The organism is Erwinia sp. 2186 (genome assembly GCF_057812255.1).
In genome coordinates this window covers 3,827,920-3,842,060 of record NZ_CM173824.1, presented here as the reverse complement: position 1 = coordinate 3,842,060, position 14,141 = coordinate 3,827,920, and the positions used below count along the sequence as shown (strand labels likewise).

The 14,141-nt window shown below is 59.5% G+C and carries 16 protein-coding genes; 10 read left to right on the top strand and 6 right to left on the bottom strand.

The features are described from left to right. The first annotated feature begins 21 nt into the window (after positions 1–21). On the top strand, positions 22–981 hold the full coding sequence (gene puuE, locus ACXKZG_RS18020; protein ID WP_346565606.1) for an allantoinase PuuE: 960 nt from the start codon (positions 22–24) through the stop codon (positions 979–981). Between the two features lie 86 nt (positions 982–1,067). Here puuE and hpxZ read toward each other — a convergent pair whose 3' ends face one another. The 4 genes from hpxZ to ACXKZG_RS18000 are packed head-to-tail and all read right to left on the bottom strand — an operon-like array spanning position 1,068 to position 4,635. Next, the gene (gene hpxZ / locus ACXKZG_RS18015) at positions 1,068–1,451 is read right to left on the bottom strand and encodes an oxalurate catabolism protein HpxZ (protein ID WP_013200888.1); all 384 of its coding nucleotides are present in this window, start codon (positions 1,449–1,451) and stop codon (positions 1,068–1,070) included. Continuing rightward, positions 1,451–2,851: an AtzE family amidohydrolase gene (locus ACXKZG_RS18010; protein ID WP_346565607.1), complete on the bottom strand. Its 1,401-nt coding sequence runs from the start codon at positions 2,849–2,851 to the stop codon at positions 1,451–1,453. Before ACXKZG_RS18010 ends, hpxZ begins: the two co-directional genes overlap by 1 nt. Beyond that, complete coding sequence (gene hpxX, locus ACXKZG_RS18005; RefSeq protein WP_013200890.1) at positions 2,848–3,036, bottom strand: oxalurate catabolism protein HpxX; 189 nt, start codon at positions 3,034–3,036, stop codon at positions 2,848–2,850. Before hpxX ends, ACXKZG_RS18010 begins: the two co-directional genes overlap by 4 nt. Positions 3,037–3,048: 12 nt before the next feature. Then, positions 3,049–4,635, bottom strand: a complete 1,587-nt coding sequence (locus tag ACXKZG_RS18000; RefSeq protein WP_488875234.1) for a gamma-glutamyltransferase family protein — start codon at positions 4,633–4,635, stop codon at positions 3,049–3,051. A gap of 208 nt (positions 4,636–4,843) precedes the next feature. Here ACXKZG_RS18000 and hpxU point away from each other — a divergent pair, with 208 nt between their 5' ends. From hpxU to uraH, 9 genes are all read left to right on the top strand, one after another. Next, positions 4,844–5,683, top strand: a complete 840-nt coding sequence (gene hpxU / locus ACXKZG_RS17995) for a MurR/RpiR family transcriptional regulator HpxU (protein ID WP_013200892.1) — start codon at positions 4,844–4,846, stop codon at positions 5,681–5,683. Between the two features lie 305 nt (positions 5,684–5,988). Then, positions 5,989–6,774, top strand: a complete 786-nt coding sequence (locus ACXKZG_RS17990) for a transporter substrate-binding domain-containing protein (protein ID WP_134823529.1) — start codon at positions 5,989–5,991, stop codon at positions 6,772–6,774. A gap of 9 nt (positions 6,775–6,783) precedes the next feature. After that, positions 6,784–7,452, top strand: a complete 669-nt coding sequence (locus ACXKZG_RS17985; protein ID WP_134823530.1) for an amino acid ABC transporter permease — start codon at positions 6,784–6,786, stop codon at positions 7,450–7,452. Continuing rightward, positions 7,449–8,105: an amino acid ABC transporter permease gene (locus ACXKZG_RS17980; protein ID WP_013200895.1), complete on the top strand. Its 657-nt coding sequence runs from the start codon at positions 7,449–7,451 to the stop codon at positions 8,103–8,105. The genes ACXKZG_RS17985 and ACXKZG_RS17980 overlap by 4 nt, the downstream gene beginning before the upstream one ends. Further along, complete coding sequence (locus ACXKZG_RS17975) at positions 8,086–8,823, top strand: amino acid ABC transporter ATP-binding protein (protein ID WP_041691915.1); 738 nt, start codon at positions 8,086–8,088, stop codon at positions 8,821–8,823. The genes ACXKZG_RS17980 and ACXKZG_RS17975 overlap by 20 nt, the downstream gene beginning before the upstream one ends. A gap of 33 nt (positions 8,824–8,856) precedes the next feature. Next, entirely contained in the window at positions 8,857–10,095 is a 1,239-nt protein-coding gene (locus ACXKZG_RS17970; RefSeq protein ID WP_013200897.1) for a pyridoxal-phosphate-dependent aminotransferase family protein, read from the top strand. Further along, complete coding sequence (gene hpxK / locus ACXKZG_RS17965; RefSeq protein ID WP_471720545.1) at positions 10,095–11,363, top strand: allantoate amidohydrolase; 1,269 nt, start codon at positions 10,095–10,097, stop codon at positions 11,361–11,363. Before ACXKZG_RS17970 ends, hpxK begins: the two co-directional genes overlap by 1 nt. Beyond that, positions 11,360–11,854: a 2-oxo-4-hydroxy-4-carboxy-5-ureidoimidazoline decarboxylase gene (uraD, locus tag ACXKZG_RS17960; protein ID WP_488875233.1), complete on the top strand. Its 495-nt coding sequence runs from the start codon at positions 11,360–11,362 to the stop codon at positions 11,852–11,854. Before hpxK ends, uraD begins: the two co-directional genes overlap by 4 nt. After that, complete coding sequence (gene uraH / locus ACXKZG_RS17955) at positions 11,851–12,186, top strand: hydroxyisourate hydrolase (RefSeq protein ID WP_488875232.1); 336 nt, start codon at positions 11,851–11,853, stop codon at positions 12,184–12,186. The genes uraD and uraH overlap by 4 nt, the downstream gene beginning before the upstream one ends. Before the next feature lie 26 nt (positions 12,187–12,212). On the opposite strand, the gene ACXKZG_RS17950 is transcribed toward uraH, so the two are convergent. Together ACXKZG_RS17950 and ACXKZG_RS17945 are read right to left on the bottom strand one after the other, a co-directional pair. Beyond that, the gene (locus ACXKZG_RS17950) at positions 12,213–12,980 is read right to left on the bottom strand and encodes an amidohydrolase (RefSeq protein WP_041691916.1); all 768 of its coding nucleotides are present in this window, start codon (positions 12,978–12,980) and stop codon (positions 12,213–12,215) included. Beyond that, positions 12,968–14,128 (bottom strand): pyridoxal phosphate-dependent aminotransferase, encoded by a 1,161-nt coding sequence (locus ACXKZG_RS17945; protein WP_151038181.1) that lies wholly within the window; start codon positions 14,126–14,128, stop codon positions 12,968–12,970. Before ACXKZG_RS17945 ends, ACXKZG_RS17950 begins: the two co-directional genes overlap by 13 nt. Between the last annotated feature and the right edge of the window lie 13 nt (positions 14,129–14,141).

Genomic DNA, 14,141 nt, shown 5'->3' with positions numbered 1-14,141 from the left:
CCCGACACAAGGACTTTGACCATGAATGATGCCGTAGAGAAAAAAGAGTACAGCTTTAACAAAAACTACCCACGCGATCTGCGTGGCTATGCCGGCAATCCACCCCATGCGGCCTGGCCGGGCAACGCGCGGATCGCCGTGCAGTTTGTGCTGAACTATGAAGAGGGTGCAGAGAACAACGTGCTGCATGGCGATGCGGGTTCCGAACAGTTCCTGTCCGATATTATCGGCGCGGCAAGCTATCCCGAGCGTCATATGTCGATGGACTCGCTGTATGAATACGGTTCTCGTGCCGGTTTCTGGCGCATCCATAATGAGTTCCAAAAGCGCGGATTGCCGCTAACGGTGTTCGGCGTGGCGATGGCGCTGGCGCGTCATCCCGAGATTGTTGATGCTATTAAGGCTGCCGATTACGACGTGGTCAGCCATGGCTGGCGGTGGATCCACTACCAGTCGATGGATCCGAAAGCGGAACGTCAGCATATGCAGCAGGCGGTGGATACCTTAAAAGATCTGTTTGGCAAAGCGCCGACGGGTTGGTACACCGGACGCGACAGCCCGAACACCCGCAGGCTGGTGGTTGAGCAGGGCGGATTCACTTACGACAGCGACTATTATGGCGACGACCTGCCGTTCTGGACGCAGGTCACCTGCCAGGATGGCACGGTGAAGCCGCATCTGATTATCCCGTACACGCTTGAAACCAATGATATGCGCTTCGCCACGCCGCAGGGCTTCAACACCGCAGAGCAGTTTTATACCTATCTGAAAGACAGCTTTGATGTGCTGTATGAAGAGGGCGAAACCGCACCGAAGATGCTGTCGATTGGCATGCACTGCCGCCTGTTGGGCCGTCCGGGTCGCTTTAAGGCCTTGTTGCGCTTCCTGGATCATATTCAGCAGCACGAAAACGTGTGGATTTGTACGCGTCAGCAAATCGCCGAGCATTGGGTTAAAGCCCATCCCGCGCCGGCGGAGTGAGTCTGCAAGCGGGTGGCCTGAGAAATCGGGCCACCGGGATCGGCTATCCGGGCCAGATGGTTACATCCGGCCCGGATAATCCTGCTTTACACCATCAAACTGACCTGCGCGGCCACGATGCGCCAGCCGCACGGCAGCTTGACCCAGGTCTGTTGCTGACGGCCAATTTTATCCGTTCCTTCGCGGGTGAATTCAGTGCTACACACCGCATAATCTTCGCCAAAGGTGGTGATCACCGTATTGCGCAGATCGCGGTTCAAGCCGGCTGACGGCCGTGACGCGCGATATTCTCTGATCTCCTCAATGCCATACAGATTCTCCCCGGCACCCAAACGCACGGTGCGATCGTCATGCCAGAACAGCTCATCCAGCACCACCGTATCATTGCTGATCAGGGCTTCTTCATAGCGGTAAAACGCGGTGGTGACTTCAGCCAGAATCGCCGGGCGATCGATATATTCACTCTTCATTAGTTTGCGCTCACGTTGACGGGGGCTGCTTGGGCAATGCCCATTTTTTCCAGTGCCCATGCGGCACGCAGACAGGCCTCTTCTTTGAACGGTGCCGCAATCAGCTGCAGACCGATCGGTAAACCGCCCGGCGTTTGCAGCGGCACGGTGGTCACCGGCAAGCCGAGGAAGGAGATCGGCTGCGTCAGCATACCCATGCTGGCGCGGATCGGCAGATCGGTGCCGTTGATGTGCATGGTATCCTGGCCGATAAGCGTTGCGGTACTCGGCGTCGCGGGCGCGATCAGCACGTCGAACTGCTCAAACAGCGGCAGGATCTGCTGCTTAAAGTGATGACGGAACCGCTGCGCCTGCACGTACCAGGCCGACGGGATCATCGCACCAGCCAGTAAACGCTCGCGCGACAGCGGTTCAAAGCGTTCAGGCTGGGTACGCAGCGCCGGGAGATAGTGGTTGCCGCCCTCAGAGGCGGTAATGATAAACGCGGCAGTGCGCGCCAGCTCCGCTTCCGGGAACAGCACTTCATCCTGCGCGTTCAACGCATTAGCCGCAACCGCGACCGCTGCGCGGGCGTCTTCACTGCACCAGGTCTGGAAATAGCCGCCCAGCACGCCGCAGCGCAGGCCTTCAAGGCCATGCTCAAGCAGGCGATGGGCGGGATGAATGGCTTTCTCCGCCTGGAAGCTGTCCTGCGCATCGCGTCCCTGCAGCACGTCGTAGACGACCGCCAGGTCTTCCACCGAGCGGGCAAACGGACCGATGTGATCCAGACTGGCGACAAACGGATGGCTGCCGCTGCGGGACAGGCGACCAAAGGTCGGTTTCAGGCCAAAAATGCCACACAGCGAAGCCGGTACGCGGATCGAACCGTTGGTGTCGGTGCCCAGCGAAAAGTTAACCAGACCTGCCGCAACGGCGGCAGCGGAACCACCGGACGATCCGCCCGCGATCCGCTGCAGATCGCGGGGGTTTTTGGTCGCGCCATAATGGGTGTTCTCGGTGGTGAAACCGTAGGCATAGGCGTCCATATTCAGCATGCCGGAGAGCAGGGCGCCCGATTCGCTCAGTTTATTCACCGCAAAGCCATCCTGTTTTGCCGGCTGACGATCGCTGAACAGGCTGGCACCGGCGAGGGTGGCGTGCCCGGCAACATCAAACAGATTTTTCACCGCATACGGCACCGCGGCCAGCGGCGGCAGCGCACGGCCGTCTTTACGCAGACGATCGAGGCGATCGGCTTCGTTCAGCATGCGATCCTGCGTCACTTCCGTCCAGGCATTGATCGCCGGGTTGGCCGCTTCAATATGACTCAGCGTCTGCTGCGCGATTTCGCGGGCGCTGAGCTCGCCTTTCGCCAGCGCGCCCTGAATGTCGGTAATGGATAATGAGGCCGGATTCATGCTTTATACACTCCTGCCACTTCCAGACGGTCATCCAGCGGGAACGCCATCAACGGGGCGGCCATTCCGGCGATGCGGGTAAACTGCACTAACAGTTCGGCACGTCGCTGCTCGTCCAGCGGCACGCCCAGAACCTGTTCCATTTGTGCCACGTAGGCTGCCCAGTCGGGCGAAGTTTGCTTCATGATCCTCTCCTGTTAAAAACCGGCAGCGCTGCCGTTGCTTCTTGGGTCACATGCCCCTTCCAACATGCCGTTGGTATGACGGACGATGGCGCCGGCGTGACCAACGGCCTCGCTGTAATCGGGCAGCGCTTCAACGTCGTGACCCAACGCACGAAGTTGTGCAAAGGTGTGTTCGGAAAAACGGCTTTCCAGCTTCAGTGAATCGGAGGCCTGGCCCCAGGTGCGGCCGAGCAGCCAGCGCGGTGCGCTGATGCACTGCTGAAGCGGCATCCCCTGAACCACGTGACGGGTGAAAATGGCGGCCTGCGTTTGCGGCTGTCCATCTCCGCCCATCGACCCATACACCATGGTGCGGCCATCATTCAGGCGCGCGGCGGCAGGATTCAGCGTATGGAACGGCTGTTTGCCGGGCACCAGCGTTAACAGATGGTCAGGATCGAGGCTGAATGCCGCGCCGCGGTTCTGCCAGGTAATGCCGGTGTCGGGCAGCACCACGCCGCTGCCAAACTCGTGATAAATGCTCTGTATAAATGACACGGCCATGCCGCTGCTGTCCATCACGCCCATCCACACGGTGTCGCCCGGACCTTTGCCCGTTCCCCAGGGCGCGGCTTTCTGCTCATCGACCTGGTTCGCCAGGGTGGCCAGCACGTCGGAATCCAGCAGCGCCTGCATCTCTTCGCGCATATGCAGCGGGTCAGTGATGTAGCGATCGCGCAGGCTGAAGGCGAGTTTGGTCGCTTCGACAATGCGGTGCACGGTCTGGGCTTCATCGGCTTCCGCCATATTTAAGCGGTCGGTAATGCCAAGGATCGCCAGAGACACCAGCCCCTGGGTTGGCGGCGTCATATTGTAGACCTCGCCATACTCATGCTGAATACGCAGCGGCACCCGGCGCTTAGCGCGGTGATTATTCAGATCTTCCAGCGTGACCGGCATCCCCAGGCGCGACATCTCGCTGGCCAGCTTATTGGCCAGCGGACCGCGATAAAAACTCTCCAGCCCGTCTTCCGTCAGCAGGCTGAGGGTATTCGCCAGCTCCGGCTGGGTGAAGCGGCTGCCCGCTTTCGGCACTTCGCCATCCGGCAGGTAGGTGTGAGCGAAGCCAGGCTGCTTCGCCAGCTCATGGTATTTGCTTTCGGTGGCGGCAGACTGTGACTGGGTGACGGGAATGCCATCGGCAGCATAACGGATGGCATCGGCCAGTAACCGGGTAACCGGGGTGGGCGTACCGCCAAACTCAGCTGAAATCGTTAACGCTTCAGCCCAACCGCTGACGGTGCCGGCCACGGTCAGCGCCGCTTTAGGACCACGATGCGGAATCGACGCGAGGCCCTCGTAGAAGGCGCGATCGGCGAGCGAACCGGCAGCGCCGCTGGCGTCGATGGCAATCGGGTCACCCTTTGGCGGCACGATCAACCAGAAGCCGTCTCCGCCCAATCCATTCATGTGCGGGTAGACCACGGCAATGGTCGCGGCGGCGGCCACCATCGCTTCAATGGCATTGCCGCCTTCGCGTAAGACGGCCAGCGCGCTTTCACTTGCCAGATGGTGCGGCGCCACGGCCATGCCCAGCGGGGCGATATTACTCTGAATCATTCCAGTCTCTTTTTTTAGGGTTACAGGGGAACAAGGAAGCAAGAGATGTTCCAGTTTTTCAGAATCAGGGCGCTTAAGCGTGGAAAACTGCCGGCCGGCGCGGAAGAGAGAGACAAATTTCTCGTCTGACGGCAGAATGACTTCCCCGGATGGGCACGTTATTTGTATATGTTAGGTTCTCTGAAACAAAAGTTACAAGGTCAATACCATGAAGCAGCTCGATGAACGTCTCAGAAGTCACTATCCGCAGCTCTCGCCGCAGGAGCAACGGGTAGGGGATTTTGTTTTCGATCACTTTGATGATTTGATCAGCTACAACAGCGCCGAGCTGGCCCGCCTGAGCGGCGTATCCAAGGCGACGGTCAGCCGCCTGTTCAAGCGCTTAGGCTATGAAAAATATAAGGATATGCGCGATGAACTGCGCACGCTGCGTCAAAGCGGGATGCCGTTAACCGACAACCGTGACGCCGTGCAGGGCAACACGCTGCTGGCCCGCCACTACAAGCAGGAGATGGCCAATCTCACCCAGTGGGTTAACGAGGTGGATACCGCTCAGTTTGGTGAAGTAGTCCAGCATCTGGCCAACAGCAAGCGCGTATTTGTGGTCGGGCTGCGCAACGCCTATCCGGTGGCGCTGCACTTCCGCCAGCAGTTACTGCAGGCGCGGGGCGGCATTCAGGTGCTGCCGCAGCCAGGCCAGACGCTGTCTGAAGAGCTGGTGGAAGTGACGCAGGAGGATATGGTGGTGGTGCTGGCCTTCCGTCGCCGTCCCCGTATTATCAAGCCGTTACTGCAACAGCTGCAGCATGATGGCATCCCCACGCTGGTGATCTGTGAACCGCAGGCGCAGGCCATTATTGCGCTGGCCCGCTGGCAGCTTTGTGCTCCGCTGGACAGCGTCTCCGCCTTTGACAGCTACGCCTCGGCCAACAGCTTAATCAACCTGCTGGCCAATGCCGTGCTGCATGAACTTTTAACCGAAGGACGCCAGCGCATTCATCAGATCGCCGACCTTTACAGCCATCTGGACGAGCTGGAACAGCGCTAATGGGGCACCATTTTGGTGCTTTGCCTGTTTATAGGGCGCTGGCCCATCGCTAAACCCTTTCATCATACCCGCCCGATTCACGCGGGCTTCTGGCGCAATAGCAAACGATTGCCTGACAAATTACTGCCACTAAAACCTTAACTTCCGGTTTCAACGCGGTTTTTATCGCCCGATTTTCCCCGCGATCCCGCACGCGGCTCGCCGCCGCAAAAAATTCTCCGCCTTTTATTCTCGCTGGCACATTAGTTGCAAATAAATTCTTCAAGAATCTTTCGTTTCATGTTTTATTACTCGGGGAACACCTAATGAAGAAAGCAATACTGGCAATGCTTGGCGCGGCACTGATGTTGACGCAGGTGACGCATGCAATGGCCGATCAGCTGCAGGACATTGAAAAACGTGGCGTTCTGCGCGTGGCCGTTCCTCAGGACTTCCCGCCGTTTGGCTCAGTCGGCACCGATTTGCAGCCGCAGGGCTATGACATTGATATGGCGAAATACCTGGCGAAGCAGATGAAACTTAAGTTGCAGCTGGTGCCGGTGACCAGCGCCAACCGCGTGCCTTATCTGCAGACCGACAAGGTGGATCTGGTGATCTCCAGCATGGGTAAAAACCCGGAGCGTGAGAAAGTTATCGCCTTCAGCCGGGCCTATGCACCGTTCTTCCTCGGGGTGTTTGGACCGAAAGACGCGCAGCTGAAAGATGCCGCGGCGTTGAGCGGCAAAACCATTGGCGTGACGCGCGGTGCGGTGGAAGACATGGTGCTGACCGACGTGGCACCGAAAGACACCCAGTTGAAGCGTTATGAAGATAACAACACCACGCTGTCTGCCTACCTGTCGGGTCAGGTGCAGTACGTGGCGACCGGCAACCTGGTGGTGGCGGCGATTGCGCGCCAGAATGCCGACAAAGCGCCGGTGGCGAAATTTATGCTGAAAGATTCACCGTGCTTTATCGGCATGCGTAAAGATGAGCCGGCACTGAAAACCAAAGTCGACGCGCTGATTGAGCAGGCGATCAAAGACAAAACGCTGAACGGTCTGTCTGAAGAGTGGTTGAAAGCGCCACTGCCTGCAGATCTGGGCGCGTAAGGGCAGGCAATGATTGGGCAACTGAACTTTCCCGCTCTTTGGCCCTACTGGCCGGAACTGCTTTCCGGCCTGTGGGTCACCATCCAGCTGACCGTACTGGCCACCGTGGGTGGCGTCTCGCTGGGGATCCTCGGCGCCGCGCTGCGTAGCGGCAAGCCCTCGCTGGTGAGTCGCCTGTGGGGCGTCTATGTCGAGCTGATCCGCAACACGCCGTTTGTGGTTCAGCTGTTCTTTATCGTCTTCGGCCTGCCAAATCTGGGGCTGAAGCTGACCGCTGGCGAGGCGGCGCTGCTGGCGATGCTGATTAACCTCGGCGCATACAGCACCGAGATTATCCGCGCCGGCATCCAGGTGACGCCGAAAGGGCAGTGGGAAGCCGGCCGCGTGTTGGGCTTAACCCGACTGCAAACCTTTATGCGGGTGGTGCTGCCGCCGTCGCTGAAGCGCATTTACCCGGCGCTGGTCAGCCAGTGCATTATCGTGATGCTCGGCTCGTCGGTGGTGTCGCAGGTCTCTTATGAAGAGCTGACCTTTGCCGCCAACCTGATCCAGTCGCGCACGTTTTTAAGTTTTGAAGTCTATCTGGTGACCACGCTGATCTATCTGGCGTTGTCGATTGTGATGCGTCAGCTGTTGCTGGCCGCAGGCCGTAAATGGTTAGGGAGCGCCCAGGGATGAATACCTTTACCGATTGGGACATTCTGCGCAATTTGCTGCTGGCTGCCCGCTGGACGATTTTACTGTCGCTGACCGCGTTCTTTGGCGGCACGGTGGTCGCGCTGCCGCTGGTGATGGTGCGATTAACCCGCCGCCGCTGGCCGAACCGCCTGATCCGCGGCTACATCGAACTGTTTCAGGGCACGCCGCTGCTGATGCAGCTGTTCCTGGCGTTCTTTGGCGTGGCGTTATTTGGCATTGATGTGTCCCCGTGGACGGCGGCCTCGCTGGCGTTAACCTTTTACACCAGCGCGTTTCTGGTGGATATCTGGCACGGCAGCATTCTGGCGCTGCCAAAAGGGCAATGGGAAGCCTCACGCTGCCTGGGCCTGAACTTTGGTCAGACCTTATTTCGCGTGGTATTACCGCAGGCGTTGCGGATTGGCATTGCGCCCACCGTCGGCTTTGCCGTTCAGGTGATTAAAGGCACCGCGCTGGCCTCGATTATCGGTTTTATCGAGCTGACCAAAGCCGGCACCATCCTGAATAACGTCACCTATCAACCGTTCAAAGTTTTCGGGCTGGTAGCGCTGGGCTACTTCCTGATGTGTTATCCGCTGTCCCGTTACAGCCAGTACCTGGAGAAGAAATTCAATGCCGCTCATCACCATTAATCAGGTGCAGAAATATTATGGCGAGAACCACGTGCTGAAAGGCGTGGATCTCGATATCGATATGGGGCAAGTGATCTCCATTATCGGCCGCAGTGGCTCGGGCAAAAGTACCTTGCTGCGCTGTATGAACGGACTTGAAGGCTATCAGGAAGGCAGCATCAAGCTGGGTGGCATGACCATCACCAACCGCGATTCACAGGCGCGTGAAATCAGCAGTTCAATCGGCATGGTGTTCCAGAACTTCAACCTGTTCCCGCATATGACCGCGCTGGAAAACGTGATGCTGGCCCCGCGCCGCGTATTGAAAAAGAGCGAAGCGGAATGCCGCGCGCTGGCCGCCCAGATGCTGGAAAAAGTCGGCCTGGGCGACCGTATGGATTACTTCCCGGCCAACCTGTCCGGCGGACAGCAGCAGCGCGTGGCGATTGCCCGTGCGCTGGCCATGACGCCAAAAGTGCTGCTGTGTGATGAAATTACCTCGGCGCTGGATCCGGAGCTGGTGGGCGAAGTGCTGAAGGTGCTGGAGCAGTTAGCCAAAGAAGGCATGACCTTAATCCTGGTGACCCACGAAATGAACTTTGCCCGTGAAGTGGGCGACCGCGTGGTGTTTATGCATCAGGGGCGGGTCTGGGAGCAGGGCGACAGCAAAAGCCTGTTCGCCAATCCGCAGACGCAGGAACTTAAACAATTTATCTCCTCGGTGCGTGGCTTAAGTTAACCGCGCCGGTTCAGACCAAAAAGGAAAGAGCAGATGGATATCACCAAATACCCACAGATTAACCCGCCACAACGCCTGTTGATGGGGCCGGGACCAATCAATGCCGATCCGCGCGTGCTGCGCGCGATGTCCAGCCAGCTGCTGGGACAGTACGATCCGGCGATGACCCATTACATGAATGAAGTGATGGAACTGTATCGCGGCGTGTTTCGTACCGAAAACAAATGGACCCTGCTGATCGACGGCACCTCACGGGCCGGGATCGAAGCGATCCTGCTGTCGGCAATCCGCCCTGGCGATAAGGTGCTGGTGCCGGTGTTTGGCCGCTTTGGCCATCTGCTGTGTGAGATCGCCCGTCGCTGCCGGGCAGAAGTGCACACCATTGAAGTGCCATGGGGTGAAGTCTTCACGCCGGATCAGATCGAAGACGCGATCAAAAAAGTGAAACCGCGCCTGCTGCTGACCGTGCAGGGCGATACCTCGACCACCATGCTGCAACCGCTGGAAGAGCTGGGCGCGATCTGTAAAAAATACGGCGTGCTGTTCTACACCGATGCCACGGCGTCGTTTGCCGGTAACGCGCTGGAAACCGATGCCTGGGGACTGGATGCGGTCTCTGCGGGCATGCAGAAGTGTCTTGGCGGCCCTTCGGGCACCTCGCCAGTGACCTTAAGCGCGGAGATGGAAGCGGCGATCCGCAAGCGCAAATGCGTTGAGGAAGGCATTCGTACCGCGGCCCATCAGGACGGCGATGACGAGATGATCTACTCAAACTATTTCGATCTCGGGATGATCATGGATTACTGGGGACCGGAGCGGTTAAACCACCACACCGAAGCCACCAGCGCGCTGTTCGGTGCGCGTGAGTGCGCGCGTCTGATCCTGCAGGAAGGCCTCGATAACGGCATCGCCCGTCACAAGCTGCACGGCGATGCGATGCTGAAAGGCATTCAGGGGATGGGGCTCGCCACCTTCGGCAACCTGAAACACAAAATGAACAACGTGCTGGGCGTGGTGATCCCGGAAGGTATCAACGGCGACCAGGCGCGTAAGCTGATGCTGGAAGACTTCGGCATCGAGATCGGCACCTCGTTTGGTCCGCTGCACGGCAAAGTCTGGCGCATTGGCACCATGGGCTACAACGCGCGTAAAGACTGCGTGATGCAAACCCTCAGCGCGCTGGAGTCGGTGCTGACCCATCTGGGCTACAAAACCCCGCAGGGCGCGGCGATGCAGTCCGCCTGGGATCATTACGCCAACGGGAGCAACTGATGAGCGACGGCCTGATGAATGCCGCCAGTGCGGCGCAGGCGGCCGCCCGGGTGATGGCGCGTTGCGATCGGCTGGCGGAGATCAGCGAAACGCCCGGCATGCTGACGCGCGTTTACCTGTCACCTGAGCATATGCAGGCCAATGCGCTGGTGGGCGAGTGGATGCGCGAAGCCGGAATGCGCGTCTGGCAGGATAGCGTCGGCAATATCTGCGGACGCTACGAAGGGCTGGAAACCGGCGCGCAGGCGCTGCTGCTGGGATCGCACCTCGATACCGTACGCAATGCCGGCCGCTATGACGGCATGCTGGGCGTCCTGACCGCCATCGAAACCGTGCAGGCGCTGCATCAACAGCAGCAACGCCTGCCGCTGGCGATTGAAATCGTCGGCTTTGGCGATGAAGAAGGCACCCGTTTCGGCATCACCCTGCTGGGCAGCCGTGGCATTACCGGCACCTGGCCGGAAAGCTGGGTCACCCATCCGGATGGCAACAGCATTACCGTCGCCCAGGCGATGGCCGATATCGGGCTGGACGGTGAAAAAATCCAGCAGGCGGCCCGCGATGTCAGCGAGATTGTCGCCTATCTGGAACTGCATATTGAACAGGGACCCTGTCTGGAGCAGGAAGACCTGGCGCTGGGCGTGGTCACGGCGATCAACGGTGCCCGCCGTCTGAACTGCCAGTTTGTCGGCGAAGCCGGTCATGCTGGCACGGTGCCGATGTCGCACCGCAAAGACGCGCTGGCGGCGGCGGCCGAATGGATGGTGTTTATCGAGCAGACCACGCCGAAACACAGTCCTCAGCTGGTGGCGACGGTGGGCACGCTTCAGTGTTCACCTGGCGCGGTAAACGTGATTCCGGGCGACGTTGCCCTGACGCTGGATGTGCGTGGGCCGGAAGATCTGCCGCTGGCGGAACTGCTGTCCGATCTGCTGACTCAGGCCGAAGCCATTGCGCTGCGCCGTGGGCTGACCTTCAGCGCCGAAGAGTATTATCATATCCCGGCGACGCGCTGTGATGACGGCCTGCAGGCGGCGTTAAGCCGCGCCGTTTCCGGCGTGCAGGGTCGCAGCGTCTCATTGCCGAGCGGTGCAGGACACGACGCCATCGCCATTGCCGAACGCTGGCCGGTCGGCATGCTGTTCGTGCGTAACGATCGCGGCATCAGCCATCATCCTGCCGAGGCGGTGATGGAAAAGGATGTGGCGCAGGCGATCCAGGCATATACCCGGGTGGTGTTTGACGTGGCATCCGGAGGCGTGAAATGAGCCTTGAACAGTTTAATCAGGCCCCGGTAGCGGACGCGAAGCAGCAGATTGCGCACTGCGTGGCGATTGCTGACTGGTCTGAGGCACTGGTGGCCGCCAGACCGTTCGCGTCACTGGCATCGCTGCTGACCACCGCTAACGCACTGGCCGGAGAGTGGGACGCGCAGGCGCTCAACCAGGCGCTGTCAGCCCATCCCCGCATTGGTGAAAAAGCGCAGGGAACAGGTAAAGAAGCCACGCTTTCCCGTGGCGAGCAGTCGAGCGTTAACGCAGACGATCTGGCGCTTAAACAGGCCCTTCAGGCGGGCAATACCGCCTATGAAGAACACTTTGGCCGGGTGTTTTTGATCCGCGCGAAAGGCCGTAGCGGCGAAGAGATGCTCTCAGAGCTGGTCCGGCGGCTGGCGAACGATCCGCAGCAGGAGCAGCAGGAAGCCCTGCAGCAGCTGCGAGAAATTACGCTGCTGCGTTTGAAGGAGACTTTTGCATGAACACCATTACCACGCATGTGCTGGACACCGCAGTGGGCAAACCGGCCACCGGCGTGTCGATTTTACTGGAGCAGCACGGCAGCAACGGCTGGCAGCCGGTCAGCAAAGGCAGTACCGATGCTGACGGCCGTATCAAGGATTTAACCCCGCAAGGTCTGGGCGCGGGTCAGTATCGGCTGGTGGCCGACCTCGCCAGCTTCTTTGCCGCCAGCGGGCGCGAAACGCTGTATGCCAGCGCGCAAATTGACTTCGTATTGCCCGAACAGGGCGGGCATTACCATCTGCCTTTCCTGATTTCACCCTGGTCGTGGTCCACTTACCGCGGTAGCTGAGTTAGCACGCGTTACCCGCGTACCGCTTACAGGCTAAAGGCGTCGGCATCGCGCCATGCGGGGAATCTCTCGCGGTATTCGCGCAGGTTCTCCAGCGACAGCTCGGCATTCAGAATGGCTGGCTGATGGGCTTCGCCGGCCGACAGGATTTCACCCTGTGGGCTGATAATCCGGCTGTCGCCGCTGTACTGATGGTTATTGCCATCGGTGCCGACGCGATTGCATCCGGCGATATACGCCTGGTTTTCAATTGCGCGCGCCAGCAGCAACGCCTGCCAGTGCGCGGCACGCGGAGCAGGCCAGTTGGCGACGTACAGCGCCAGGTCATAATCGTTGCTGTTGCGGGAAAACACCGGGAAACGCAGGTCGTAGCAAACCTGCGGCAGAATACGCCAGCCGCGCCATTCAATGATTTCACGGCGATCGCCAGCCAGATAGTGATGATGTTCATCGGCCATGCGGAACAGGTGGCGTTTATCGTAATGGTGAACCTTGCCTTCCGGCTCAACCAGCAGGAAGCGATTCACCGCGCCCTTTTCAGTCTGAATCGCCGCGCTGCCGCCGACCATGGCCTTGGTGGCTTTCGCCTTCGCCTGCAGCCATTCGATCACCCGCGCCTGCGGCAGCGAGCTTTTGGCCGCTTCCATCGCGAAGCCGGTGGTGAACATTTCCGGCAGGATAATCAGATCCTTGCCCTGCAGATCCGCTAACAGGGTGTCGAAAAAGGCGAGGTTCGCTTCGCCATCCATCCACACCAGCGGTTGCTGTAATACCGTCAGGTTTAAAGTTGACACAGGCGCTCCGCAGCAGCAATCAGCGTGGCTTCCTGTTTGGCGAAGCACAGGCGGATCAGTTTATGGGGGAAGGCATCCGCACAGAACACCGACAGCGGAATGGCGGCGACGCCCACTTCCTTTGTCAGCCACTGACAGAATTCGACGTCGTTGAGGTCTGAGACCGCACTGTAATCGGCCAGCAGGAAATAGGTGCCTTCACAAGGCAGCACTTCCAGGCGGCTTTTGGCCAGCGCCTGCAGAAACACATCGCGACGGGCACGATAGAAATCCGGCAGCTCGCGGTAATGCTCAGGCTCTGCGGTCAGCATATCGGCGATCGCCAGCTGCGCCGGGGTGTTCACCGAGAACGTCAGGTACTGATGCACCTTACGCACTTCCGCCGTCAGCGCCGCCGGAGCCACGCAGTAACCCACTTTCCAGCCGGTCATATGGAAGGTCTTACCGAATGACGATACGGCAATCGCCCGCTCGCGCAGCTCGGCATGCGCCAGCACGCTGGCATGACCGTTCGGATCGAAGCAGATGTGCTCATACACTTCGTCACTCAGCACATAGATTTCCTGCGCTTTTACCGCCTGCCACAGCGACTCAAAATCGCTTTTCTGCCAGACGGTGGCGGAAGGGTTGTGCGGCGTATTCAGGATCACCAGTCGGGTGCGTGGTGACAGCAGGGCAGAGAACGCCTGCCAGTCGACGCGGAATGCCGGTGGCTGCAGGGCGATGCGTTTCATCACGCCACCGGCCAGCGTCACCGCCGGGGCATAGCTGTCATAGCTTGGGTCGAAACAGATCACCTCATCACCCGGACGCACCAGCGCGGTGATCGCCGCATACAGCGCTTCGGTTGCGCCAGAGGTCACCGTCACTTCGCTGTTGCTGTCAGGCTGGTAGCCATACAGCTCGGCGGTTTTGGCCGCAATGGCATCACGCAGCGGCTGGACGCCGGTCATCGGCGCATACTGATTCGCACCCTGGCTGACATGGTGCGCCAGGCGGGCTTTCAGATAGTCCGGGCCGTCGAAATCAGGGAAACCCTGCGACAGATTGATGGCGTTGTGCTGCTGCGCCAGGGCGCTCATTTGCGTAAAGATGGTGGTGCCCAGAGCAGGCAGTTTGCTCTCGGGAACGCGTGGAGTCTGGCTCATGAATGTTAACCCT

Bases quoted from the DNA above. Each gene is read 5' to 3' on its own strand.
- uraD (WP_488875233.1), top strand. From the start codon at position 11,360: ATGAGCCTTGAACAGTTTAATCAGGCCCCGGTAGCGGACGCGAAGCAG.
- ACXKZG_RS17980 (WP_013200895.1), top strand. From the start codon at position 7,449: ATGAATACCTTTACCGATTGGGACATTCTGCGCAATTTGCTGCTGGCT.
- puuE (WP_346565606.1), top strand. From the start codon at position 22: ATGAATGATGCCGTAGAGAAAAAAGAGTACAGCTTTAACAAAAACTAC.
- ACXKZG_RS18000 (WP_488875234.1), bottom strand. From the start codon at position 4,635: ATGATTCAGAGTAATATCGCCCCGCTGGGCATGGCCGTGGCGCCGCAC.
- ACXKZG_RS17975 (WP_041691915.1), top strand. From the start codon at position 8,086: ATGCCGCTCATCACCATTAATCAGGTGCAGAAATATTATGGCGAGAAC.
- hpxU (WP_013200892.1), top strand. From the start codon at position 4,844: ATGAAGCAGCTCGATGAACGTCTCAGAAGTCACTATCCGCAGCTCTCG.
- ACXKZG_RS17985 (WP_134823530.1), top strand. From the start codon at position 6,784: ATGATTGGGCAACTGAACTTTCCCGCTCTTTGGCCCTACTGGCCGGAA.
- uraH (WP_488875232.1), top strand. From the start codon at position 11,851: ATGAACACCATTACCACGCATGTGCTGGACACCGCAGTGGGCAAACCG.
- ACXKZG_RS17990 (WP_134823529.1), top strand. From the start codon at position 5,989: ATGAAGAAAGCAATACTGGCAATGCTTGGCGCGGCACTGATGTTGACG.
- hpxX (WP_013200890.1), bottom strand. From the start codon at position 3,036: ATGAAGCAAACTTCGCCCGACTGGGCAGCCTACGTGGCACAAATGGAA.
- ACXKZG_RS17970 (WP_013200897.1), top strand. From the start codon at position 8,857: ATGGATATCACCAAATACCCACAGATTAACCCGCCACAACGCCTGTTG.
- ACXKZG_RS18010 (WP_346565607.1), bottom strand. From the start codon at position 2,851: ATGAATCCGGCCTCATTATCCATTACCGACATTCAGGGCGCGCTGGCG.
- ACXKZG_RS17945 (WP_151038181.1), bottom strand. From the start codon at position 14,128: ATGAGCCAGACTCCACGCGTTCCCGAGAGCAAACTGCCTGCTCTGGGC.
- hpxZ (WP_013200888.1), bottom strand. From the start codon at position 1,451: ATGAAGAGTGAATATATCGATCGCCCGGCGATTCTGGCTGAAGTCACC.
- hpxK (WP_471720545.1), top strand. From the start codon at position 10,095: ATGAGCGACGGCCTGATGAATGCCGCCAGTGCGGCGCAGGCGGCCGCC.